Below are 24,270 nucleotides of genomic sequence, written 5' to 3' on the forward strand. Positions count from 1 at the left end.
AAATACGTGCTTTATTTGTTTCGTTGCTTATCGAAATACTGTTTCATAAACAGTAACTGATAATTGACCGCATTGTTCCAATAGTTCCAGTTGTGTCCTCCAGGACGAGTGATATAGTCATGAGCAATGTTACGTTCGAGCATTTTCTCGTGGAGATTGTTGTTGACCCTAAAGAAAAAATCTTCGGTTCCGCAGTCCACAATGATAGCCAACGACCCCGGTGTCAGCAAATGCAATAAATTGATGACAGTATTTTTTTCCCAATTTTCGGGTGCTTGTGCATAAGTTCCTAGCCGTTTGGCCATGTCCCAGTTGTTTGGGAAAGGGCGAATATCTACCCCACCACTCATGCTGCCTGCCGCTCCAAATACATCTTGGTGCTTAAAAGCAAGATACAAAGCCCCATGACCACCCATACTCAGTCCCGTGATGCCTCTTCCTGTGCGAGCTTTAATGGTTTTGTAATGGTCGTCTATCCATTTTACTAACTCTTGTGATACATAAGTCTCATAACGCCAACTTTCATCGACGGGACTATCCCAATACCAACTTGAGAAATTGCCATCAGGACACACAATAATGCTTTGATAAGTGTCTGCGGCTTGCTGCATAAAAGGGGCTTTTTTGACCCAATCGCTGTAATTGCCACTGTAGCCATGCAAAAGATAAACCACCGGAAATTCTTTGCCACTACTGTAAGAATCAGGCGTGATGACAACCGCCTTGATATTTTTTTTCATCGACGCACTGTAGGTTTCTACAGTATCTACTTTGACTGCCCAAACTTTACGGCCTCCAAGGCAAAGAGCAATAACAATGACTAAACGTTTGAAGAGATTCATAAGAATAAAAAAATAATGCGTAAAGTGACGTACTATAAACCTGAATAAGTTTAAAAGGCAATCAATGAAGATTTTTATCCGCAAAATTGAGGTATTGTTGCCAATCATACAAATTCACATCATGCCCACCTGCTCTGATGTGATATCCGATTTTCCCTTGTATTGACTGATGCAAAGGTGGCATGGTTTGGGCGGGAAAGCCTTCAGTTCCCAAAAAACGATACACTTTATCTGCTGCCACAACCGACGCAAATTCGCCAGCAGGGTCGGCACCTTTGTCATCTACTGCACTACCCACATAAAGTGGACGCGGAGCCACTAAGGCCATTACATAATGTTGGTCAAAAGATAAAAGAGTATCTTTATCCATGTATTTTTTGAAATTATGGGCATACCAATGCGGAAAAACTGTACATAGCCGCCGTATATTTTCGCCCACGCCCCTTCTAAATAATTTTGCTCCTCCAGCCCCTGATTCATGGCTTATCACTAATGCAAAACGTGAGTCACTCGCTCCTGCCCATAAAGCAGCTTTTCCTAAACGTGACCACCCAAATACCGCTATTTTCTTAGGATTGATAGCTTTATCGGTTTCGATATAATCCATCGCTCGGCTCAAAGCCCACGCCCAAGCTCCGATAGTTCCAAAGTTGTCGTCGCGGTTTTGTAATAATGGATACAACCTATGAACTCCCGTCGAAAATCCCTGCTTGGGATTGTCGGAAGCGATGTCTTCGCGATAAGCTGTAATGAGTGCATAGCCTCTCGCCAAAATAGTATCCAGAGGCCATTGGGCGGCATTTATCCCTCTACAAGCCTCCGTAGCCTGATGCTCTACCACACAGTTAAGATTTACGTAAGGATTGTTTCGCCCCGACTCCATCCAACTTTTTGTAATTCGAATGTAAGGGTCAGTATGAATGGCGTGATTTCCCCAAAAATTCAATCCTAAGATAGCAGGTACAGGCTTCCCGACTTGATTAGGGATATACATCAATAATTCCATTTGAGGACCTGTATTTGTCCCGTCAAAATATACCACAACCTGCCGCCGAGTGGCTTTTCCGTTGAGTGCTTTTTTATCTTCTTCCATGATCTCAAACCTCAGATTTGCGGGACGCTCAGGCGAATGTCCGTACATCTCCCGCGAAAACAATTCGAAGATTTCTTTACGCCGTACTTTGTGCCATTGCTTGGAGTTTTTGACGAGTTTGCCGCTATTCATAATCAGTGGGTTGGGCAAAACTGACGTTTGAGCCCTACTACCACATGTAACTAAGAGACAGAAAAGACAAAAAAAGGCTTTTTTCATAAATCAAGATAAATAAGAAGAATGCAAAGAAAGATGTTTGGCCGCTTGTTGGGCTATTTCTTTAATATGAGGCAGTACAGGATTGGCATCATCGGAGCGCCAAATGAGATAGAGCTGCGTTTTGGTATCCAATTTTAAAAAACGCACTCCCAAGGCAGATGCTCCATGACGATAAGAAATAGGTAAAACCGACAAGCCTAATTTTTTTTCTACCAATCTCAAAATCGTAGCACCATAGTTGGAATGATAAACCACTCGGGGTCGAAACCCCTTTTCTCCAAAAATCCCGTGTAAAATTTGCCCATAATGTAGGTGAGCGTCCAATTTTGGTAAAATAAAAGCTTCTTCTTGACATTGACCAATATCTCTAAAATTGGTTTCGTTGAGCGGGTGGTCGTGCGGGACTACCAGCGCAAAATGCTCTTCAAACAACAATTGAATCGAAAAACGCGCATCAATAGAAACCTCTCGCGTAAATCCAACATCAATAGCATAATTGGTAAGAGCTTCCAACAATTCTAATTCGGCGATTTCGGTAAGTTCGATATTGATATCAGGAAAACGTTCGTAAGTCATGGCCAATGTCTCGGGCAAGATAGAATAAAGCGCCGAACCCGGATGCCCCATGCGTATTTTTCCGACTGTACCGCTATGAATTCGGCGGGCCTGCTCCGTAACATACTCAAGCTGGTGTTTTATTTTACTAATCTCATCCCTAAAATAAGCTCCCGCCGCAGTAAGTCGGACGTTGCGTTTGTCGCGTTCAAACAAAACCACCCCTATCTCTTCCTCTAGTTGTTGGATATGACGACTCAACGCAGGCTGAACGATGAAGAGTTTTTCGGCAGCCCGCGAAAAATGTAATTCTTCAGCAACACCAAGGAAATAAGTAAGTTGACGCAAATCCATAGAGAAGTCAGTAAGGAAATCTATTTATACAAATTAAGCATAAATCATTAAAAAAATAGCATTTCTGATTATTAAAAGGCTTTTGTTATTTTGTATGACCTTTTAGTCTTTCATCATCTTTATTCCAGCTTATTTAAAAGGATTGATAACATCCACCTTCACAACCCTACTTAAATGATTCAAATTACGCCTTATCAGCCTATTTATCAGCAAGCTATCATTGACCTCATTTTAAACATACAGCAAAACGAATTCAATGTTCCGATTACTCTTCATGACCAACCCGACTTACTGATTATCCCCGAATTTTATTGTCAACGCAAAGGAAACTTCTGGCTGGCATTGGATGGTGACAAGCTCGTAGGCACTATCGCTCTCATCGATATTGGCGATGAAATGGGTGCTTTACGAAAAATGTTTGTTCACCGGGATTATAGAGGTAAAAACGTAGGTGTTGCCTTATTTTTACTAAATACTTTGCTTCAGCATTGCCAAAAATCTGGTTTTAAATCAATTTATTTAGGTACTAATCCAAGATTACAAGCGGCGATGCGTTTTTATGAAAAGAATGGTTTTTCTCAACTTCCTCTTGAGAGCCTACCCCCACAATATCCACGAATGCAAGTTGATACTGTTTTTTACCAATACCATCTAACCTTATGAAACATCAAACTGCTACTCCTCCTATTGTACTTCGTACCGATTTTCGAGCCCATACCGACATCGCCGCCGTGGCACAACTCCATGATACTATCTATCGCGAAGAATTTGAGTTTGGCGGCGAATTATTTACTAAATATGTAGAAGATAGCCTACGAGAGTTTGCGCAGCAATACCAACCTCATAAAGACGCCGTATGGATGTATGAACATGAAGGAAAACTCATCGGATGTATATTTTTGATGAACCGAGGCGATGCCGCTCAACTGCGCTATTTTCTAATTCACCGAGATTTTAGGGGGTTAGGATTTGGAAAAAAACTAATGGAGATGTTCCTAAAAACCCTACGCCAGCGTCACTATCGGTCTTGCTATCTCTGGACGGTAGATGGCCTTACGCAAGCGGCTCACTTGTACCAAAAATATGGATTTAGGGTGACAGACGAACGTCTCAGCAATACCTTTGGTATTACGCTTTTAGAACAACGCTACGAACTCATCTTACCCATTTTCAGACTTGGAGAATTGGCCGATGCCTCTCGTTTGCGAGATTTGACCGAAAAAACCTTTGTAGATACTTATGCCGATTTCAACACCGCCGAAAACATGCATCTACACATATCCACCCGTTTTGGTCTAGCCCAACTCCAACATGAACTCCTCGACCCTCATATTCAGTACGTGATTGTAGAATTGAAAGAGCAATTGGTGGGTTTTGTAAAATTGGTCAAAGAGCATTCTTTGCCGGAGCTATCTTCTCTCAAAGCCGTCGAAATCGAACGATTTTATGTGGACTTGGCGTATCAAGGAAAAAGCATAGGCACTCGCCTTATGGACTACGCCTTGCAATGGGCAAGAAAAGAAGGCTTTGAAGTAGCTTGGCTTGGCGTATGGGAACACAATACCAAAGCTCTTCAGTTTTATAAAAAAATGGGTTTTGTACCTTTTGGGGAGCATATTTTCACGCTCGGCACTGAGCTTCAAAATGATTTCTTGCTAAAATTAGAGCTTAGGTGATACTATAGTTTGTCTAAAAACAAAAAAAGGAGTAAGCCCTTTCTAATTGACTTACTCCTTTTGAAAACATTAATATAATTTTAAAGCCCTTTACGATAGTCGAGAGGGGGTTTGCGGTCACCGATAAGAGGTACATATTTTACACCATCCAATTTTTGCTGAAATTCTGCTTTGGCACGACTCAGCAGTTCTGGTTGGGTAAACAAATCCACGCCCATTGTTGCGAGGGTTTTGGCCGCCAAAAGCATTCCTTTATATCCAATACTCATGCCATCAGCAGCCACTGCCTGCCACGTATGGGCTGCAGTACCGGGTACCCAAGTCGCGGTCGACAAGCCCGCAGTAGGAACCACGTAACTAATGTCCCCCACATCGGTAGAAGCAGGAAAATGACTCAACCGATAAGGCTGAACTTCAGATGCTCTTGAGAGAGGTGGTATTTTTGCGTTTTCAAATGATACCCGCAATTTGTTGGCAAAAGCCATTTCTTCGGCATTGTAACTAACTCCACCCAGTTTTTGGAGATTGCTGTGCATGGCTTTGGCAAGGGTTTCGTTGGGAAGAAGCCCATAAATTCCCGTAATAACTTCGTATTTCATCGTGGTCCCCGTGCCCAAAGCGGCTCCTTCTGCTGCTTTGATAACGCGCTCCCATATTTGTTTAACTTCGGTGACGTCAGGGTGGCGCACCATGTATTCTACTTCGGCAAAGTCAGGCACTACATTGGCTGCTAATCCTCCTTTGGTAATGACGTAGTGGATACGACTCTTCTCATCTACGTGCTCTCGCATCATATTCACCATCACATTCAGGGCTTCTACGCCATCTAAGGAAGAGCGTCCTCGTTCGGGAGCACCAGCGGCGTGGGCAGTTTTGCCATAAAAACGAAACATTCCTTGGATAACCGCAGTACAAGTACTAGCGTCTGCACTATTACCGTCGCCAGGATGCCAGTGAATCACCGCATCCACATCTTTCAACAGCCCGGCCCTTACCATATATACTTTGCCGCCTCCACCTTCTTCGGCAGGTGTACCATACACCCGGACAGTACCTGCTCGCTTGGTTTGAAGCAACCAATCTTTAAGAGCTATACCTGCCGCCACGGAGGCCGTTCCGAAGAGATTATGACCACATCCATGTCCCGTCCCACCTTCAATGAGCGGTTTTCGGTAAGGAACAGAGTCTTGAGATAGACCTGGTAGAGCGTCATATTCAGCCAAAATGCCAATCACCGGTTGACCGCTGCCGTAAGAGGCCACAAAAGCCGTAGGAATATCCGCTACACCACTTTCTACTTTGAAACCTGATTTACGAAGGGTCTCCTGCAAAAGTGCTGAACTTTTAGATTCGAGATAGCCCAGTTCTGCATAGTTCCAAATCTGCTTGGCAATTTGGCAATAACTTGCGTATTTTTTGTCGAGTTGTGAAGTAACATAGGCTTTATCATCCGCTTTTTGTGCATTGACATGTGCGATTGTGCCTATCCCCAATAAGAGTACTTGCAGTATTTTTCTCATAGTGTATTGATGAATTAGTTTGGGTTAATAAAACTTCTGAAAGTTAACAGATAGTTTTGAATTTTGATAACCAATAAAATACCAAAATGAGAAAATAAAACGACCTTATTGCCCCCGAATTATAATTCGGGGGCAATAAGGTTTTGCGTCTCTGACGCAAAGCAAGTTACTCTGCCCGAATCAACGATACTTCAGCTACTTGCAAGCCTCGTTCGGCCTCTTTGCAATTCCACTGAAATATCACTTCGCCGTTTTTAATAGCTTGAGCAGGCACTTCAAACTCGTATTCGGGTTGTTCACCCAATTTGATATAGTCGTGGATAAGAATGCCGTCAGAGGTCATCATGCGTACATTCGATTTAAACCTGCCACTGTACACCACTTTCACTTTGTACTGCACCCCCTTTTCCAATTCATCATACTTGATTTTCAAGACATTATCGTACAACACTTCGATTTGGCTCGTCCACGCTCTTGGCACCGCCGGTACGGGTGTGCTCATTCTTGGGAAACTCTCCAAGTAGTCTTTGGGCAAATTCATTCCATAACCTATTCTCGACGATTGAAGGCTTTCGGGGTCGTTGTTCCAATTGTATTTGGTAGGCACTACTCTTGCGCGACTAGTGGGATTCATAAAATGGTCATAGATTCCGCCTTTGCCTGGATAGGTTCGACCGAGCAAACGAGCCAATGCTTGTTTTGCTTGGGTATCGTCCATTTTTTCCACTTTTTTAAGTTCACGCATCAGCCACGGGGCATCGTTGAGCGGATAATCTAGGTTGTCAATAAAATTCCCTCGCCCTTGCATGGCTCCGTGTTTGACGACGGTTAGCTGCGCTCCAATGCTTCGATGCAGCGAATCAGCCAAAGCCAGGCATCTTTCTCGTAACGAAACGGCAACGGGCTCCTGCCATGCCTTGCTCAATACTTCCATGGCTTTCTGCGCTTTGGCTTGCGAATTACCTTCTCCAGATGTCAGGATTTCGTAGGCTTGTCGTTCCAACTGCGTTTCGTAGATACTTCTTTCCCGAACATAAGCATCAAAATACGCCCGAATCAATCCCATCTGAAAACGCGGATTGGCCAAAAGTGTTTTTGAAGCCGATTGCTCCATTTTTTGCCATCTCATCAGCGTCCGTTCGATTTGATTGGCGGCCAAAATAGGCCCTTTGATATTGGTTTCCAATTCCGACAGTCCCAAAGCCCCATCCATCGCCAAGTCTGCGTCAAAAAACAGGCGGCTATAGTCTTTCAAAGTCTCTCTGACGTCCGTTTTGGGATCCCAATCTTGGTCACTCCAAACAAATTTGTTGACGTCGTCGTTGGTTCCTTCCGAGTAGCTTATGCTTCCAATACAATACGGAGCCACGATGTTGTGGAAAAATTTCTGGTCTTTAGGGCGAGGATTCACCGCTTCGCGCCCCAGCGTTACTGCCCATGCAGGATCCCAATCGGGTTCGGGATATTGGGAGGCAATGGAGTGCGTAATATCTGGATAGTTGCGAATAGGAATCGAAGGCTTAACAATTTTTCGAATTTGGTCAATTGGCACTTTTACCCAAGGGCCATACACCACTCCCCCAAGCCAAGGATAGCCTTTGTTGACATGCCGAAAAAAAGAATCAAACCATGCTTTGGTAGGTTTGAAAGACTGTGGCGAAATCCAGATTTTCGCTTTTGGATGGTATTTTTTTAATAACACCGCCACTTTGTCCATCCATTCAAAAAGTTCATCGGGTTCGAGCTCGCCTGGGTCACCGCCAGGCACAAAAATGGCATCGATTTTAGAAACCGCTTTAAAAACAGTTTCACGTGCAAGTAATTCATTTTTTACTTTTTCGGGTGTTGTAAAGTCTTTGCCAATGTTGGGATACCACATCCAGACATCAAGCCCGTAGCGTTGGCAAATCCGCGCTTGCTCTTTCACCATGTCTAAGGTAGCTAGTTTCATGTGGCGACTCGTGGGTTCGTCGTCAGTGCCTGGCGGGAGAATTTCGATGCTATTGGCCCCAAAAAGTGCTAATTCACGAATGTATTGGTCGTATTGCGCTACAGTAAAGGCATCGTAAGAATTTGTCTTGGGGCGATACCCTAACTGATGTCCTCTTACCAAGTATTTTGGACTCGTAGAAATGCGAAAATCGGAAGGGAAACGTACTCGTCCTTTGGTAATTTCGGCCTTGCGAAGCAAACGCCCTACGCCATACATTACCCCTCTCACGTCTTTACCTACAACCACCACAGCGTTTTTTTCGGCCGATGCCACCAAGCGAAAACCTTCTCGCGTGGGCAACGGCAAACGAAGTACTTCTGCTCTTAAAGCCGACGGTAATTCGGTTATATTTTTTTCAAGAATCAAATAAATACTGGCTTCTGAGCTTCCCTCAAAATTGGAAGAGATTTTCGGCAAAACTCCCGAACGAGTTGCTATTTCTTCTTGTAAAACCGTTACGATTTCCTTGAATTCGTTGGCATCTGCTTGCCTCCGATTGACACTGGCTTGGGTGAGGTCTATCCACGATTGGGCATAGCCGATTTGAGAAAAAATAAAAAAGAGGATTCCTGTTAAAATACGTTTCATTGGTGAATACATTAAATTAAAAATCACCCCGAACTGTCATTCGGGGTGTTATGGTTTTGCGTCTCTGACGCCTTTTTTTATACACTTTGAGAGCCTGCAACCTTGGAAAGGCTCAAAACCTTTTCAAGGTTAGCAAAGTCAACATAAAAGTGAGTTAACAGCCAAAACTACCTAATTCTAAAGTTCACTTATAGCTAGCTCAAGCAATTTCCTGATAAACAACCTTAGAAAGGTTCAAAAACCTTTCTAAGATTAGCACCCCTTAATTCCAAGGCTTACTTGTGCCTTGAATGAGCCACATTTTGGCGTAAGGGTGATCTTTGCTTTGGCCCGCAGGAATGTAATTAGTGGTTCCCAAACGTTCGACAGCCGAGTTGTAATTGGTGAGATAAGAAGGGTCTTGATTAGGAACAGGGTACATATATCGGATGGGTAAAACTTTGCCGTACTGTGCCACTTCGCCCGCCTTCAAAGCAGGAAAGCCCGTCCGCCTCCAGTCAAACCATGATTCAATCCCAAACCAAGAGGAAAGCCATTTTTGCTCCATAATACGCTCAAGTTTGTTGGTGGCGGAGGCATAACTCACCGTATTTTGTGCGTAGTATTTATCAAAATCATAGGAAGCCGTAAATACCCCTGCTTTATCCATTGAAGCGCGAATGGCTTTTTTGTAATGACCTTCGGCATCGGTAGCGCCAAAATTGCCCGCCAAAGCGGCTTCGGCCAAGATAAACTCTACTTCGCTGTAGGTCATCAGATTCATCGTCACGTAGGTATCTGTGTTTTTGCGGTAGCGTTCGTGCAAGAAAGAAATATATGGATTACGTTCGTTGTGGTAGGCCGTTGCGTCGTTGCCTTTGTTGTAGGCCACGGCCTGCGTAATAGGCAAACCTACTGGCAAGCCTACATACAGCGACGTATCTACATTAGCTGCCGTAGCAGGCACATACACTACCGAATAACTTTCCCCGTAAATATTCTTCACCGTTACGGTCGTTTCTTTGGTTACTTTGGTATCCCATTTACGCTGCACGGGTTGTACCCAGCGCTGAAGGCGCGGGTCATTCAAAGCAATCAATTTACTGACAAAGGGTTGTCCTGGCTTGAGCAGGTAATTAGGGTTAGGCGAGTTGAGCGGGCCACCCGGAGCGGAATTGTCAGCACTCGCACCCACAAACGCCATAGAGGCATCATCGCTATTGCTTGCAAATGCATCGGCGGCGGCTTCCGTAAATTCTGTTTGGATATTCACTCCTATTGCGCTCATTTCTGAACGTTTGTCAGCCAAACGCAAGGCATAGCGCAACCGAAGGGAGTTTGCCAATTTGCGCCATTTTGTACCGTCACCTTTGTATAAAATATCCGAAGTTGGGTTTACGGCATCTTTGCTTTCAAGGCTATTTAGCAATGTCACGGCTTGCTTCAAGTCGGTCATGATGCCTTTATACACTGCCGCTTGCTCATCGTATTTTGGAAAAAACAAACCAGAAGAAGCTTTCAGTGATTCGGAATACGGAATATCTCCGTACAAATCTGTCAACAGCCCAAATACCACCGAGCGCATTGTAAGGGCAATGGCCTGAAAAAAACGATTGTTTTCTTTGACACCTTTTTCATAAATCAGCTGATTGTTACGCAGGATTTCATAGTAGCCATTCCACGATTCTTGGGTCCAAGCATATTGGTTGATGACAGCTGCCCCTTCGTTGGTACCAGCCTGCATGTACTGCATCGCTGCCCCAATTTTCGAGCCATCTCTTCCCAAACTAAAGATGGTTTTGCCCGTATTGGAAAGCACGTAGGTCATGATATAATTAGAAGAAACATCTTCAGGGCTATTGGGGTTTTTGTCGATTTCGGTCAAATCTTGACAAGAAAATAGCAAACATCCCAAGGTAAGTGCAGCTACTCCATTTTTTATTTTTATGAATTTCATATCTACCCAAATTTTAAAAATCAACATTCAATTTGAAACCTATTGAGCCAGTCATTGGCATTACGTTGTAATATTCAACTCCCTGCGACCAGCTTGTACCCGTCGGACGGAAAGCTCTTTCGGGGTCTAACCCCTTGATTCCGTGACGAGTCCACATGTACAAATTGTTTCCAACAATCGACAAGGAAGCATTTTGAACTTTGAAACGACTGACAAAGCTTTTGGGCAAAAAGTAAGTCACCGACACCTCTCTTAACTTGACATAAGTAGCACTGTAGAGATTACGGTCAGGGAAAGGGCGATTGGCATAGCGATAGGCACTGAATGGGTCAATCCATTTGCTGCCTGCCCCCCCTAAGTTTTCGACATAAACCGTGTTGCCCGCGGCATCTTTTGTAGCAAATACACCTGGGTTGAGGCTGGCATCTTGTAGGCGCTTAGATGCTTCAGTAGTTCCTTCGGGCCACGCATGACCACCGTAGGCGGCATTTCTGCCTCCAATCCAATTGCCAAGATACATATCTGGATTGGCTTTGATTTGCTCGGGAAGGCTTCGGTTAGGATCATAGGCTACACCCGACAAAGTTTCTTCAAGCATCCCGTTGTTTCCTAAAAACATCATGGTATTGGAATAAAACTGTCCACCCTGACGCCAGTCAATATTGGCAAATAAACTAAGGTTTTTATAACGGATAGTGGGCTGAATCCCCATCAGGAAAGCATGGTTAAAATTACCAATTTTCACCAAATTGTTCGGGTCGTTGTCGGTTTGATAAAGCCCTCCGCTCGTCACAATTGGATAGTTATAATAAGGCGATGCCTTGTCTTTGACTCTCAGCATGGGTGCCATGTAAATATCCCCAATTTGGCCTCCTTCGTAGGTGCGTACCTCGGCGCCACTGTATGACGTGAACGAGAAATACTTGATTCCCTCCGCTAATTTACGAATGTAGGTACGATTGCGGGTCAAGGTAAAGTTCATATCCCACGAGAAATCTTTTGTTTTGATTGGAGTCGTCACTATCCCAATCTCAAAACCCTGACTCTCCACCAAGCCTGCATTAATCTGCTTGTTGCTTGCCCCTGACTCCACAGGAGTGACAATAGATAATACTTGGTTTCGGTTGCCACGTTTGTAGTAAGTAGCTTCCAATCCAAGGCGATTTTTAAAGAATTTGAAATCTACTCCAATCTCGTGCGAAGTCGAAATTTCAGGCTTCAAATCGGGGTTGCGGAGTATTCCGCCCATGTACATACGTTTGGCAGAGCCCCAGTCCAAGGCAGTACTGAAGGTTTGCGAACGGCTGTAAGGATCTACATCGTTTCCGACTTGGGCAAAACCCGCACGTACTTTTGCAAAATCAACCCAAGACGGCATTTTTACAACTTCTGATACCAATAAACTCAACGAAGCCGAAGGATAAAAGTATGAATTGTTGCCTTTTTTGAGCGTACTAGTCCAGTCATTACGTGCAGTCAAATCTAAGTAAACCAGGTCTTTGAACCCGACAGAGGCCGAGGCATATACTCCATACAATAATTTTCGTGAAAAAGAACTCAAAGGATTAAACGTTCCCGGAGCGCCGTTGGCAATGGTATATAGCCCCGGAATCACCAGTTCGGTAGTAGCATTATAAAGTGATTGGTAATATTGCTCCAGACGGTTGGCACCTGCCATGGCATTGAGGCTCCAACTGTTATCGAAATTCTTTTTATAATTGAGCATCAAATCGAAGTTTTGCTCTTTTCGGTAGTCGTTCGAAATCGTATATCCACCTTTCAACGCTTCATAATTACTGTACGCTTTTTTCGACTCAAACATCTCGCTGTAAGAATCTCTAGCGTATTTTCCTGTCAATGATAGCTCGTTGGTTAAATCATAATCCAATTGAATTTTGGCAACAGTACGGTCGCGTTTAAAGCCCGTTAGGTTTTCATATACCAAAAAGAAAGGATTATTTTGTTTGTCTTTGTACTTGCGCTGGGCGATGCCTTCTTGCCCTGGCAACCAATAATCGCGTAAATCATTGACATTGACCTGCGAACCTATTTCGTACACACTCCTAACGGGGTCGTTACGGCTGGCATCTATCAAAGGTCGATTGTCAGAACCCGATTGCGTCACATTCAAGCTCACAGAAGTACGAAACTTATCGGTGATGTTGTAGGCAGAGTTCAGGGCAATCGTCAAACGCGACAAATCGGTATTGGGAATAATGCCCGAGTTGCTCATATTTCCTGCCGACAAGCGGAAATTACCTTTTTCGTAATTGCCATTAACGGATACGTTGTTGGTATTAGTAACCCCCGTTTGGAAGAAATCTTTGAAGCGATTGGGATACGAAACCAGCGGGGCCTTTTGACCATTACTATTCCACAAAACCCAGTTTTCGCCCGCATCTAGCGCAGGGCCCCAGCTTTCATTTTCGGCTTCTTCTAGTACGTGCGCGCCTGTTTTGCCAGAGCCAAATTTGTTTTGTACTTGCACGTACTCTAGTGGTTTGTCCATTACCACCGAAGTATTCAACGATACCCCAATTCCTTTTTTACCTCCGGCACCTGACTTAGTAGTAATCAATACTACACCACTTCCTGCCCGTGAGCCGTACAAAGCCGCCGCGCTAGGGCCTTTTAGAATAGAAATATTGGCAATATCGTTGGGGTTAATATCCGAAATTGGATTTCCCATGTCGGCTCCCGCAAAGGAGTTGGTCATGCGATTGGCAACGGGCACACCATCAATCACAAACAAGGGCTGATTGTCGCTATTGAGTGAGTTGGCACCCCTAATCACCATACTCACCGACGAACCAACAGCGCCGCCCATTTGCGAAATTTGTACCCCTGCTACTTTGCCCGCTAAAGTATTGAGCACATTGTTTTGGGGGGTTTGGGTAAGAGCAGTCCCTTCCACATTGCCAACTGAGTACCCCAAGGAGCGTTTTTCGCGCTTGATACCCAAGGCCGTCACCACGGCCTCATCCAGTATAATCGCACTCTCTTCCAATTCCACTTGCAACGTGGTTTTGTCCCCGAGTACAATTTCTTTGGTTTGATAACCAATAAACGAAAACACCAAGACCGAAGCAGAAGTAGAGACTTCAATACGAAACGAGCCATCACTACCCGAAATCGTACCCGTTTGGGTACCTTTTACCACCACATTGACCCCTGGCAAGGGGCTTCCGTCGGCTTTTGCAGTCACTTTTCCCGAAATCACTTTCACCAGTTTTTTTACCGATGTAAGTGTTTGGAGCTCCGCACTTTGATTGATAACATTAGGCGTGGTAACGGGCAGCGGCTCCTGCACCAAAGCTGCCCATTTGGTGAGGGGGGTCAGCAAGTACAGGTTTTTATCCAATTTTTCATAACGTAGATTAAGAGTAGAAGATATAAACTCTAGCTCTTTTTCCAGCGACCCAAACTGTTGCAAACCATAATCGATGCTTTTGTTTTCGACCGTTCGGCGATCGTACGAGAAAGACACTTTATATCTTGATTGAAGGTCTTTCAGAGCGCTTTTCAGCGATTTAACATTACTTGATTTTTGATACTGACTCTGAATTCCGGTCACTTCGCGCGAAGCTAGTAATTGGGCAGATGCCTGAAAGGCAAGACCAAAAAACAGCAAGCTCAAAGCCCGATGTCGTGATTTTCGATTGCAGAAATTTTTCATATAGACAGTGGTTTGGTATTCTAAAAAATGGTAAATCAATCATTAACAGATTTTTTAAACTGAACCCCTCCCTCTACACGCACTACCTGATGAGGATATGCTTTTGTGAGGGCGTTGATAAGAACGCTGGGGTCGTCAGCAGGAAATACTCCATTAAATTCCCCAAGTTTGCTTCCTTCTTCTACCTGTACTTTTAGGCCAAAGCGTTCTTCCAATACTTTTTGTATGTCTAACAGCGTGGCGTTTTCAAAAACCACTTTGCCCGATTGCCAAGCCGTATAATTCTGAACATTTACCTCTCTTTTTACCAGATTTCCTGAAGAATTCGAGTATTCTACCAAATCGCCTGGTTGCATCAATAGTTTTTGGGAACTGGCTTTATTGAGAGATAGTTCTACTTTTCCCGATTCGAGGGCTACCGAAGTCGAATGAGAGAAACTTCGAACATTGAAGCGTGTCCCCAACACCGCCACATCCACCTCTCCCGAATGCACCACAAATCCGCGATGATTAGGCAAATGACTCACGTCAAAAAAGGCTTCTCCTGTAAGCCATACTTCACGACTTCCGGCATCTTCTTGCTCCATGCCTGCCACTTTGAGTTCCGCTCCTTTGTTTAATTTGACGACCGACCCATCGGCTAGTTTTAACTCCAGCATTTTCTCAGAAGCTACATACACCTTAGACGTCAACTCTTTATTCACATACCACACCACCCCTAGCGCCACCAGAAGACTAGCGGCTACGGGAATCATCCACCGTACAACTATATTTTTTAGCGAATGCTTTGAAGGTTTGGCGTCTTCCCAATCCTGTACTCTCGCCATCAATTTCGTACTTGCTTGCGCTATCTGCTGCTCATCTACTGTTGTCTCATCTTCGTTTTGCATCAGTTTCAACAAAGACACCGCTTCTTCTACATTCGCTTTCAAAGCAGGTTCTTCTTGCATCAAGCGTTCCCATTTTTTTATCGCGTCATCGTCAGTCCTAAAGTACCAGCCTAAAAAGGTTTCGTCGGTAAGCAATTGTTCGGGCTTCATATCAAATTTTTGTTCCTTTCTGAATACCAGTGCAGCCAATCGTCACGGGATAATCATTTTTTTTCTTATTTTTTTTTTATTAATTAAAATTTAAAATTGCACGCACTTTGAATAGTCTAACTTTGCTTTGCTTTTGTAATAAGGTTAAACACAACTTTTGGTTAGATGGATGAAACTCAATTGTGGAAGGGTTTTCTTAATGCCGATCCAAAAGCCTTTGAAGGTCTTTTTAAGAGTTATTACAAGCCCCTATATCTATACGGCTACAAAATGGTCCGTAATAGGCAGCTTGTGGATGATTGTATTCAGGATCTTTTTTTTGAGCTATGGACTAGCAAAGCGCATTTGAGCGAAGTGACATCGGTAAAAGGGTATCTTTTTAAAGCTCTCAAGTTCAAACTAACAAGGGAGTTAAGAAAAGAAAACCGTTTTGGCACCCTCGAAGAAGAACCCAACGAGTGGTTTGAAATCAGTCATGAAAATTGGCTCATCGAACAACAAACCAACGCTGACCAAAAAGAACGATTGACGCATCTTATGGGCCAACTTACCAAACGACAACAAGAAGCAATTTATCTGAGATTTTATGTACAGCTTACCTACGAAGAGGTTGCAGAAATGATGAAGCTAACATACCAGGCAGTGGTCAATCTAGTTTATAAATCTGTTAAATTTCTTAGAGAACACTTAGTGCCGTTATTAATGCTTACGATAATCAATATATCTTTCTTCTGAATGCCCTCCGCTGGAGGGCATTCAGGTAGTTTAAGTGACATTTTAGGCCAAAGGAAACTCTGAATCAAAATAGCCCGCAAAGCGCCATAATTCTTGAATTTCATCCCTCCGCACGGGATAAGGCGCATAACGCTCATTGAGTGACTTTAAGACAAGTACCCCTTTTTCTTCCAAATAATTAAAAACTTTTTTCAAGACCACTCCTTCATCTTTGGTAACTACCAAGCAAATCGTGCCACTTTTGACGGCGTCCCAGCGGTCGATGTATTCTCCAAAAACCACCGCCCCTTCTCTCAAAGGCGGCATAGAATCGCCTTCATAAGGAAAAGCTCGGTATTTACGCTCTCTGGATAAAAAAGGCAATTGAAAAGTAGGAAGCCGGTTGATATAATCTATATCTCCGTAGCCTTCGGCATAGCCGCCCATCGCCCTCACAGGTACAAACTCAATGTTTTCATGATTTTGGCTATCGACTGTCGTCACCAATACACGGATGTCGTTTGAGGCAAAAGGCTGAAACTCACGACTTAAATCTTTGCGCAGAAGCCCGTCAATGGTTACGCCAAAGAAAGCCGCTAAGCGAATCAAATCCTCAAAACTCGGCTCAGCTCGGCCTAATTCGTAGGCGGCTAGGGTAGATTTTTTCATCCCTAATTCATCAGCTAACCGCTGTTGAGATACCTTTCCGGCTAGCTTCCCGCGTAGGTAAGAAAGATTTTGAGCAAAATTATTCACTTTTTCTTGCATAAAATTAAAAACATGGCTAATTTTTGCAACTAAAATACAAATTATTTAGTCAACTACCAAGAAACAGCCATTTAAACATTTATATACTAAAACAATATTTTTTTAAAACGTTAAAACTCATGAACTTCTACTTTCCTACTGTTTTTATCCCTTTCTCGGGCTCTACGGTAGCGGCAGGGTTTCCTTCTCCTGCCGAAGACTACACCGAGCTATCGCTTGATCTCAATAGCCACCTCATCGACCGCCCTTATACTACCTTTTGCATCCGAGTAAGGGGGAATTCCATGGAAGGTGCCAGGGTGTATGACGGCGATATGCTGTTGGTGGATCGCTCTATTTCTCCCCAAAACGGCCACATTGTTATTGGCGTCTTAGACGGCGAATTTACGGTCAAACGGCTACGTATCGACCAAGGCCAAATGTACCTTCTCCCAGAGCATCCTGCTTATGACCCTATTAAAATCAACCATGAAAATGATTTTAAAGTATGGGGCGTAGTGACTTATGTTATTCATAAAGCATAATATGTACGCTCTGGTAGATTGTAACAATTTTTATGCCTCTTGTGAGCGCGTGTTTCAGCCTCAGCTCGAAAAACGGCCCATCGTGGTACTTTCCAACAACGACGGCTGCATTATTGCTCGTTCTAATGAAGCCAAAGTGCTTGGCATTCCGATGGGGATTCCAGTGTTTCAAGTAGAGGCTTTACTCCGACAACACCAAGTTAAGGTTTTTTCTTCTAACTATGCTCTTTACGGCGATTTGTCGCACCGAGTGATGCAATCGTTACAAGCCTTTGCTCCAGCGATGGAGGTCTATTCTATCGACGAAGCTTTTTTAGATTTACGAAAAATCCCTTTTTATGATTTAGAAAAATGGGCCCAAACCCTCAAACGAAATATCCAACAATGGACAGGCATTCCGATTTCGATTGGAATTGCCCCAACCAAAACACTGGCCAAAATCGCCAACCGCTACGCAAAAGCCTTTCTACCCTCAGAAGGTATTTTTATCATTGAAGACGATCCTACCGCCGAAATAGCCTTGGCAGCTACGCCTATTGAAGATGTATGGGGTATAGGGCGTCGCTACAAGCGACTTCTACATTCTCATCAAATTTTCAATGCCTTTCAGCTCGTTCAAGCATCCGAAAGCTGGATTCAAAATCATCTTAAAGTAGTGGGATTGCGTATGTTGCGCGAGTTGCGCGGGGAGGTTTGTTATGGTCTTACCGTAGAGCCACATCCCAAAAAAGGCATTTGTGTTTCTCGGTCGTTTCGGCAAGCGACCTCTCATTTTGGGACCATCCAAGAGGTAGTTTCTACCTTTGCAGCCCGCTGTGGCGAAAAGCTCAGAAAACAAAAAAGCTGCGCCAATCTGCTTTATCTTTTCTTGTTTACCAATGCTTATCAAGATGCGGCCCCTCCTCAGATGTATTCAAAAGTAATATGCCTTCCCGTAGCAACCCACAACAGCTTCGAATTGGTCAAAATGGCGCTTACGGCGCTAGATTTGATTTTCAAAGAAGAATATCGTTATAAAAAAGTAGGAATCATGGTGACAGGTATCACCCCTGAATCTCATTTACAAACCAGTCTTTTTGATAAACCCGACCCCAAGCACCTCAGTCAAAAACGGGTATTGAAAGCAGTAGATGCGCTCAATCGGAAGCTAGGCAGAGATAAAATCCGAATCGCTATTCAGGGATATGGTTGGCAACCTTCTCAAGCCTACCGCTCTCCTTGCTATACTACTCGCTGGGAAGATATACCTACTATCGACGAAAGGCGGGATTTTAGAGGAAATATCCTCTCCCCTCGCCCTCATAAAGACTGAATCAAAGCGGTGATTTGTGGAATATCCAAAATCCAATCGGCAACGCCTTGGTTGATGGCTTGCTGAGGCATAAAAGGTACTTTGGCCGTATCGGGCTTTTGGACTACGGTCACTCCTCCCGCTTTTTGAATGGCTTTTAATCCTTGAGTCCCATCTGCATTGGCTCCTGAGAGCAAAATAGCGACCGATGAACGTCCGCACACATCTGCTACCGATTCAAAGGTAACATCCAATGCGGGACGACTATAATTCACTTTTTCGGAATCATCCAAAGAGAAAAATCCGTTTTTTTCGAGTAGTAAATGATAATCTGCCGGGGCAAGATAGATATGCCCTTTCTCTATTACATCTTTATCCTCTACCTCCTGAATAGGAAGGGAAGTTTTGTAAGAAAATAAATCCGCTAAAGAGGAGTCGTTGGAGTTTTTTCGATGGACTACCACTATCAGCACAAAAGGCATAGGAGAAGGCAAATCAGGTAGCAATTCTAGCAGTACTTCCAAACTCCCCGAAGAACCTCCTATTACTACTACTTTGCAGTCTTTTATGAGACGATTTTCCGCCATATTTTTTCGCTATTGAGTTGCTTGTATTTTGACTGTACCATCGAAAATTTGAGGGTCTCTTTTGAACCCAAAGCCAAATAGCCCAATGCTCCCAAACTTTCATCAAACAACTGTAATACCCTATCTTGCAAGTCTTTATCAAAATAAATCAACACATTACGACAAAGTATCAGGTCAAATTCATTAAACGAACGATCAGACACCAAGTTGTGGGTCGAAAAAATCATCCTTTCACCAAGAGCTTCATCAAACTTCACTTGCCCATAATGAGCCGTATAATAGCTCGAAAAATCTTTCCGCCCTCCCGACAAAATATAATTTTCGGAATATTGCTTCATTGACTGAAGCGGAAAAAACCCCGTTCTTGCCTTCTCTAATACACTAGGATTCAGATCAGTAGCATATAAAAGAGACTTTTGAAGTAAATTCATTTCTTTCAACAAAATCGCCATCGAATACACTTCCTCACCTGTTGAGCATCCTGCATGCCAAATCCTAATAAAAGGTTTGGCACTGATGGTTTGGAGTACTTCGGTACGCAGTGTTTTATAAAAAGAAGGGTCGCGAAACATCTCCGTGACATTGACAGTCACCTCTTCCACAAAGCGCTTCAGATAAATCTTGTCTTCCTTGATACGATATTTAAACTCGGCAAGGCTCAGAAATTTGTCTAACGAACACAATCGTGTAATGCGCCGTTTGAGCGAAGCCCTCGAGTAATGCGTAAAATCATACCCATGCCATTCAAAGAGGTCGTTGAGCAAATGCTCCACTTCGGCATCCTCAATCTGTATCAGTTCTCTATACACGGTCTAACATTTCCAATAATTTATCTACATCAATTGGCTTTGAGATATAATCGGTAGCCCCCGCTGCTAAGCATTTTTCCTTATCTCCTACCATTGCTTGAGCCGTCACCGAAAAAATAGGGGTATTGGCTCGATGCTCCAGTGATTTGATGCGAGGAATCGCCTCATAGCCATCCATTTCGGGCATCATCATATCCATCAAAATGACATCGACTATTTCATCAGTCTTCAAAATCTCCAATGCTTCTTGGGCACTAAGGCACGAAAGACACTCAAACGCTCGTGCTCTTAACGTCGCTTTTAGAGCAAAGATATTTCGAGAATCGTCGTCGATGATTAAAACTCTCTTTTTACGCATGAGGTTTAAAATTAAGTGATATAGATGTTAGCCTCCCGTTTACTTTTATTCTTTTCACACTGACACTATCATAAGTTATAAAAAACCAGTCTATCTTTTTTCATACAACCACACTCGTAATAAAGAGATGAGTTGGTCAATATCAACGGGCTTGGTGATATAATCCGACGCCCCAGCCTGAATACACCTTTCGCGGTCGCCTGTCATGGCCTTGGCCGTGACCGCAATCACTGGCAAATTCTTCCACTTATAATTCTCTCTGATTTTTTTGGCAGTTTCGTAGCCATCGATTTGGGGCATCATCATATCTAGCAGCACCACATCAATGCGCGGGTTTTCGTTCAACTTCTGCAATGCCTCTTTTCCATCCAAGGCCGTGACTACGTTCATCTTGTAGTTTTCGAGTGCCTTCGACAAAGAGAAGATATTCCTGACGTCGTCGTCGGCCACCAACACCGTCTTGTCTTTCAGGATGTCGGTCAAAACGCCTAACTTTTTTGGTTCTTCGACAGCGGTTCCCGCAGATGGTTTCTGTTCTCCCACAAGGTGCAAGAAAATCGACACCTCGTCGAGCATACGTTGATAAGAATGCGCGGTCTTGACTACAATAGAATCGGCATAGCGTTTGATTTTGAGTTCTTCGGCCATCGACAAACTCTTTCCCGTAAAAATAATGATAGGTACTCTCTCCAAGCCAGGGTTTTTCTTGACCTCTTCGAGGGTATCGTAGGCAGTACTATCAGGAATACCCATATCCAAAATAACACACTCGACTTCCTTACGTTTGAGGGCTTCGACCCCTTCCGAAATATTGCTTCGAAGCTCCGAACTAATGTCGAAAGTTTCTAGGAAATAGGCCAATGCCTTGGCATGTTTGGGATTATCTTCTACAATCAATACTTTTTTGGAATCTCGATTGAGCACGTATTCTATTTTTTCAAATACTTCCTGCATTTGCTCAAAAGCCACAGGCTTATCTACAAAATCAATCGCGCCTTTCAGGATACTTTCTTTTTCCAAATGCAAAGACGACATCATATGTACTGGAATATGGCGCGTTTGGAGATTGTTTTTGAGGGCATCCATCACTTCCCATCCGCTCATAACGGGGAGTTGGATATCCAACAGTATCCCTAGAGGTTTATAAATAGTAGCCAATTGGACACCTTCATCGCCTCGTACCGCCACGATTCCCTTATACCCTTTGCTACGAGCATAATTGAGAAGTGAACGAGCAAAGTTTGTATCATCTTCAATGATAAGTATTGTCTTGTCATCTGACTGAATAGTATTTCTATCATCAGGGATATTTTCAGGAATAGACGCACTGATATACCTATCGGTGGGAGTTTCTTTGCTGACCAAAGTCGGAAGTTTAGGCTCAATGGTAAGCGTGATAGGCTTAGAAGACCCGCTACTTACGCCCATTCCAGAGGTCAATGGAACACATAAAGTAAAGGTGCTTCCCTGATTGACGCGGCTCGAAAGCGAGATTTCGCCCCCCAGCAATTTTGCCAATTCTCTACTGATTGAAAGTCCCAAGCCAGTACCTCCATATTTTCGTTTGGTGGAGCCGTCGGCCTGCTGAAATGCCTCAAAAATAAGGGGTTGCTTTTCGGGAGGAATCCCAATGCCCGTATCTTTCACACCAAAACACAACGCATTGTTTTCAGCGTGACGATAGATATTGACTTTGACCGAGCCCGTTTCGGTAAATTTAAGCGCATTAGAAATGAGGTTTTTAAGAATTTGCCCCAATCTCATTTTGTCCGTTTCAATCGTTGACGGCATATCGGCTGCCACATTGATTTGAAAATCTAGTTTTTTATCTTTTGCAATAGGCTCAAAGAGTGATTGTAGCTCATATCGGATATCCTCTAGTGCCACATCCGATACCTCTAGGGTCATCTGCCCTGCTTCAATTTTGGACAAATCCAATATTTCATCAATCAAACCAAGTAATCCATTTCCTGAAGATTGAATGACTTTGGCATACTCTACTTGATCTTCCGAAAGGTTGTGTTCGGTGTTTTCGGATAGCAAGCGACTCAACAACAAAATAGAGTTGAGCGGGGTACGAAGCTCATGCGACATATTGGCCAAAAACTCTGACTTATAACGAGTTGTAAGCTCAAGCTCTTCGGCTTTTTTCTGAATTTCTTCATTTTTTTCTTCCAACAAAATACTTCTTTCTTCTAGCTCGGTATTGGTTTGCTGAAGTTCTTCTTGCTGCACTCTTAGCTCTTCTTCCGATGCTTGGAGTTTTTGAGCTTGCGCTTCTAATTCTGTATTGAGATTTTCGAGTTCGTTGTGTTGGGCCTGTAATTCCTCCGATTGCGCTTGCGTCTCTTCCAAGAGATTTTGCAACTTCAAATAATCTAAAGCCGAATTGATAGCAATCGCCATCGCTTCTTGGTTGGTTTCCAGAAAATTGATTTCTAGCTCAGTAGGATGTCGCAAAAAACCCAATTCAATAATTCCAATGCACTCATGTGCATACATAAGCGGAACAATCAGCACCGAGCAAGGAGCGGTATTACCAAGTGACGAACCAATTTCAAAGTAATTTGACGGCAAATCCTTCAAAACAGTCGTTTGTTTACTCTCAACAGCTTGCCCTATCACCCCTTCACCGCTAGTGATTCGTTGGGGGGCATTGAGAGCAGCATGACTACCCGCCAATCTAAAATTCCCTGCTTCTTCATGGATGTAGAGCGTTCCATTGGGAGTTTGCAGGTAAGAAACTATGGTTGACATGATGTTAGTGGCCAATTTGTTGAGTTCTCGCTGTCCTCTCATAGCTGTACTCAGCTTTACAGTACCTGCTTGAAGCCACCCTTTATGGTTCAAATCAGTGAAAGTAGTTTCCAAGGATTCGGCCATTTTGTTAAGCGCCTTTGAGATACGGCCCAGTTCGTCGTCGCTGGTATCCGTACTGCGCGTTGCATAATCTCCCTCAGCGATATGAGCCGTAATCTGCTCCATGCGATTGATTCGCTTTGAGGTCTCGATGTATTTCTCTTCGGCCAGCTTTTGTTGGGCGATTCTCTCATCCAAGTCACGCTTGATACGAATATAAGTAAAGACCGTAATCAAAATAGAGATGATAGCAGCGATTGCCAACAACAGTGGTGTGTATCGGATATAAATTTGGAGCTGCTCCGTACGTTCTTGCAAGCGTTGGGTTTCCTGGGCTTTGATACGATTCACTACCCGTCTCACATCATCCATGATTTTTTTACCCTTGGCCATTTCGGCTAGACGTTGGGTAGTATCTCCCCTAGAAACATTACCTCGCCTCACCATATCAATGATCTTTTGCATCTGCTCAAATTTGGCCTCGTACAGTCTGCGGGTTTCTTCTAGGTTGTTTTGTTGAAATGGATTATCAACTGTCAGTTTTTTAGCCCGCTCATAGCTTTCTGTTGCTTTTTCATAGGCACCATTATAGGGAGTCAAAAAAGTAGGATTAAGCGTAAGCAAATACCCCCGCTGCCCTGTTTCGGCATCTTTGAGATAAGAGATGATATTTTCGGCCTCCATCAGCACTTCATTGGTGTGATTGACGAGCTTAGAGTTGTCGATCAGCTGCTGCGTACTATAAAACGAAGCAAAAAGACTAACCAACAATAAAAGTATGGAGGCCGAAAAGACAATCTGAAGCTGTCGAATGACCGTATTTGAAACAGTGCGGAGCGGCATAAATGTTTGTTTGTAAAGATTATTT

The 24,270-nt window shown here is 43.6% G+C and carries 18 protein-coding genes; 5 read left to right on the top strand and 13 right to left on the bottom strand.

Translation table 11 applies throughout. The annotated features are described in order from the left end of the window. Positions 1-11: 11 nt before the first annotated feature. The 3 genes from P1X15_RS20615 to P1X15_RS20625 form a co-directional block, all read right to left on the bottom strand. Positions 12-842: an alpha/beta hydrolase family protein gene (locus P1X15_RS20615; protein WP_277340028.1), complete on the bottom strand. Its 831-nt coding sequence runs from the start codon at positions 840-842 to the stop codon at positions 12-14. Between the two features lie 61 nt (positions 843-903). Beyond that, positions 904-2,067 carry an acetylxylan esterase gene (locus P1X15_RS20620; protein ID WP_277340029.1) on the bottom strand — a complete coding sequence of 388 codons (1,164 nt, stop codon included), beginning with the start codon at positions 2,065-2,067 and terminating at the stop codon, positions 904-906. A 90-nt stretch (positions 2,068-2,157) separates the two neighbouring features. Further along, positions 2,158-3,063 (bottom strand): LysR family transcriptional regulator, encoded by a 906-nt coding sequence (locus tag P1X15_RS20625; protein WP_277340030.1) that lies wholly within the window; start codon positions 3,061-3,063, stop codon positions 2,158-2,160. Between the two features lie 174 nt (positions 3,064-3,237). On the opposite strand from P1X15_RS20625, the gene P1X15_RS20630 reads away from it, so the two are divergent. Together P1X15_RS20630 and P1X15_RS20635 are read left to right on the top strand one after the other, a co-directional pair. Continuing rightward, positions 3,238-3,726, top strand: coding sequence for a GNAT family N-acetyltransferase (locus P1X15_RS20630; RefSeq protein ID WP_277340031.1), 489 nt, complete (start codon positions 3,238-3,240; stop codon positions 3,724-3,726). Then, entirely contained in the window at positions 3,723-4,739 is a 1,017-nt protein-coding gene (locus P1X15_RS20635) for a GNAT family N-acetyltransferase (protein ID WP_277340032.1), read from the top strand. Before P1X15_RS20630 ends, P1X15_RS20635 begins: the two co-directional genes overlap by 4 nt. A gap of 80 nt (positions 4,740-4,819) precedes the next feature. On the opposite strand, the gene P1X15_RS20640 is transcribed toward P1X15_RS20635, so the two are convergent. From P1X15_RS20640 to P1X15_RS20660, 5 genes are all read right to left on the bottom strand, one after another. Further along, on the bottom strand, positions 4,820-6,259 hold the full coding sequence (locus tag P1X15_RS20640) for an amidohydrolase (protein WP_277340033.1): 1,440 nt from the start codon (positions 6,257-6,259) through the stop codon (positions 4,820-4,822). Positions 6,260-6,425: 166 nt separating this feature from the next. After that, a complete protein-coding gene (locus tag P1X15_RS20645) occupies positions 6,426-8,840 on the bottom strand; it encodes a hypothetical protein (RefSeq protein ID WP_277340034.1) in 2,415 nt (804 codons plus the stop codon). Positions 8,841-9,102: 262 nt separating this feature from the next. Beyond that, positions 9,103-10,776: a SusD/RagB family nutrient-binding outer membrane lipoprotein gene (locus tag P1X15_RS20650; RefSeq protein WP_277340035.1), complete on the bottom strand. Its 1,674-nt coding sequence runs from the start codon at positions 10,774-10,776 to the stop codon at positions 9,103-9,105. A 13-nt stretch (positions 10,777-10,789) separates the two neighbouring features. Beyond that, positions 10,790-14,452 carry a SusC/RagA family TonB-linked outer membrane protein gene (locus P1X15_RS20655; RefSeq protein ID WP_277340036.1) on the bottom strand — a complete coding sequence of 1,221 codons (3,663 nt, stop codon included), beginning with the start codon at positions 14,450-14,452 and terminating at the stop codon, positions 10,790-10,792. A gap of 35 nt (positions 14,453-14,487) precedes the next feature. Beyond that, entirely contained in the window at positions 14,488-15,492 is a 1,005-nt protein-coding gene (locus tag P1X15_RS20660) for a FecR family protein (RefSeq protein WP_277340037.1), read from the bottom strand. 165 nt (positions 15,493-15,657) lie between these two features. Between P1X15_RS20660 and P1X15_RS20665 the strand changes: the two genes are divergently transcribed. Continuing rightward, positions 15,658-16,227 carry an RNA polymerase sigma factor gene (locus tag P1X15_RS20665; protein WP_277340038.1) on the top strand — a complete coding sequence of 190 codons (570 nt, stop codon included), beginning with the start codon at positions 15,658-15,660 and terminating at the stop codon, positions 16,225-16,227. A gap of 42 nt (positions 16,228-16,269) precedes the next feature. Here P1X15_RS20665 and P1X15_RS20670 read toward each other — a convergent pair whose 3' ends face one another. Beyond that, positions 16,270-16,974, bottom strand: coding sequence for a LexA family transcriptional regulator (locus tag P1X15_RS20670; protein ID WP_051210980.1), 705 nt, complete (start codon positions 16,972-16,974; stop codon positions 16,270-16,272). Between the two features lie 119 nt (positions 16,975-17,093). Here P1X15_RS20670 and P1X15_RS20675 point away from each other — a divergent pair, with 119 nt between their 5' ends. Together P1X15_RS20675 and P1X15_RS20680 are read left to right on the top strand one after the other, a co-directional pair. After that, positions 17,094-17,498, top strand: coding sequence for a LexA family transcriptional regulator (locus P1X15_RS20675; protein WP_277340039.1), 405 nt, complete (start codon positions 17,094-17,096; stop codon positions 17,496-17,498). A 1-nt stretch (position 17,499) separates the two neighbouring features. Beyond that, on the top strand, positions 17,500-18,810 hold the full coding sequence (locus P1X15_RS20680; protein ID WP_277340040.1) for a Y-family DNA polymerase: 1,311 nt from the start codon (positions 17,500-17,502) through the stop codon (positions 18,808-18,810). On the opposite strand, the gene P1X15_RS20685 is transcribed toward P1X15_RS20680, so the two are convergent. From P1X15_RS20685 to P1X15_RS20700, 4 genes are all read right to left on the bottom strand, one after another. Beyond that, complete coding sequence (locus P1X15_RS20685) at positions 18,798-19,376, bottom strand: chemotaxis protein CheB (RefSeq protein ID WP_277340041.1); 579 nt, start codon at positions 19,374-19,376, stop codon at positions 18,798-18,800. The two genes, P1X15_RS20680 and P1X15_RS20685, sit on opposite strands and share 13 nt — an antisense overlap. After that, the gene (locus P1X15_RS20690; RefSeq protein WP_277340042.1) at positions 19,355-20,185 is read right to left on the bottom strand and encodes a protein-glutamate O-methyltransferase CheR; all 831 of its coding nucleotides are present in this window, start codon (positions 20,183-20,185) and stop codon (positions 19,355-19,357) included. The genes P1X15_RS20685 and P1X15_RS20690 overlap by 22 nt, the downstream gene beginning before the upstream one ends. Then, positions 20,178-20,543, bottom strand: a complete 366-nt coding sequence (locus P1X15_RS20695; protein ID WP_277340043.1) for a response regulator — start codon at positions 20,541-20,543, stop codon at positions 20,178-20,180. The genes P1X15_RS20690 and P1X15_RS20695 overlap by 8 nt, the downstream gene beginning before the upstream one ends. A 90-nt stretch (positions 20,544-20,633) precedes the next feature. Next, the gene (locus P1X15_RS20700; protein ID WP_277340044.1) at positions 20,634-24,245 is read right to left on the bottom strand and encodes a response regulator; all 3,612 of its coding nucleotides are present in this window, start codon (positions 24,243-24,245) and stop codon (positions 20,634-20,636) included. Positions 24,246-24,270: the final 25 nt, after the last annotated feature.

The sequence above is a fragment of the Runella sp. MFBS21 genome (assembly GCF_029433105.1).
Classification (GTDB): domain Bacteria; phylum Bacteroidota; class Bacteroidia; order Cytophagales; family Spirosomataceae; genus Runella.

Bases quoted from the DNA above. Each gene is read 5' to 3' on its own strand.
- P1X15_RS20640 (WP_277340033.1), bottom strand. From the start codon at position 6,259: ATGAGAAAAATACTGCAAGTACTCTTATTGGGGATAGGCACAATCGCA.
- P1X15_RS20645 (WP_277340034.1), bottom strand. From the start codon at position 8,840: ATGAAACGTATTTTAACAGGAATCCTCTTTTTTATTTTTTCTCAAATC.
- P1X15_RS20615 (WP_277340028.1), bottom strand. From the start codon at position 842: ATGAATCTCTTCAAACGTTTAGTCATTGTTATTGCTCTTTGCCTTGGA.
- P1X15_RS20630 (WP_277340031.1), top strand. From the start codon at position 3,238: ATGATTCAAATTACGCCTTATCAGCCTATTTATCAGCAAGCTATCATT.
- P1X15_RS20620 (WP_277340029.1), bottom strand. From the start codon at position 2,067: ATGAATAGCGGCAAACTCGTCAAAAACTCCAAGCAATGGCACAAAGTA.
- P1X15_RS20695 (WP_277340043.1), bottom strand. From the start codon at position 20,543: ATGCGTAAAAAGAGAGTTTTAATCATCGACGACGATTCTCGAAATATC.
- P1X15_RS20670 (WP_051210980.1), bottom strand. From the start codon at position 16,974: ATGCAAGAAAAAGTGAATAATTTTGCTCAAAATCTTTCTTACCTACGC.
- P1X15_RS20660 (WP_277340037.1), bottom strand. From the start codon at position 15,492: ATGAAGCCCGAACAATTGCTTACCGACGAAACCTTTTTAGGCTGGTAC.
- P1X15_RS20650 (WP_277340035.1), bottom strand. From the start codon at position 10,776: ATGAAATTCATAAAAATAAAAAATGGAGTAGCTGCACTTACCTTGGGA.
- P1X15_RS20675 (WP_277340039.1), top strand. From the start codon at position 17,094: ATGAACTTCTACTTTCCTACTGTTTTTATCCCTTTCTCGGGCTCTACG.
- P1X15_RS20685 (WP_277340041.1), bottom strand. From the start codon at position 19,376: ATGGCGGAAAATCGTCTCATAAAAGACTGCAAAGTAGTAGTAATAGGA.
- P1X15_RS20665 (WP_277340038.1), top strand. From the start codon at position 15,658: ATGGATGAAACTCAATTGTGGAAGGGTTTTCTTAATGCCGATCCAAAA.
- P1X15_RS20655 (WP_277340036.1), bottom strand. From the start codon at position 14,452: ATGAAAAATTTCTGCAATCGAAAATCACGACATCGGGCTTTGAGCTTG.
- P1X15_RS20635 (WP_277340032.1), top strand. From the start codon at position 3,723: ATGAAACATCAAACTGCTACTCCTCCTATTGTACTTCGTACCGATTTT.
- P1X15_RS20700 (WP_277340044.1), bottom strand. From the start codon at position 24,245: ATGCCGCTCCGCACTGTTTCAAATACGGTCATTCGACAGCTTCAGATT.
- P1X15_RS20680 (WP_277340040.1), top strand. From the start codon at position 17,500: ATGTACGCTCTGGTAGATTGTAACAATTTTTATGCCTCTTGTGAGCGC.
- P1X15_RS20625 (WP_277340030.1), bottom strand. From the start codon at position 3,063: ATGGATTTGCGTCAACTTACTTATTTCCTTGGTGTTGCTGAAGAATTA.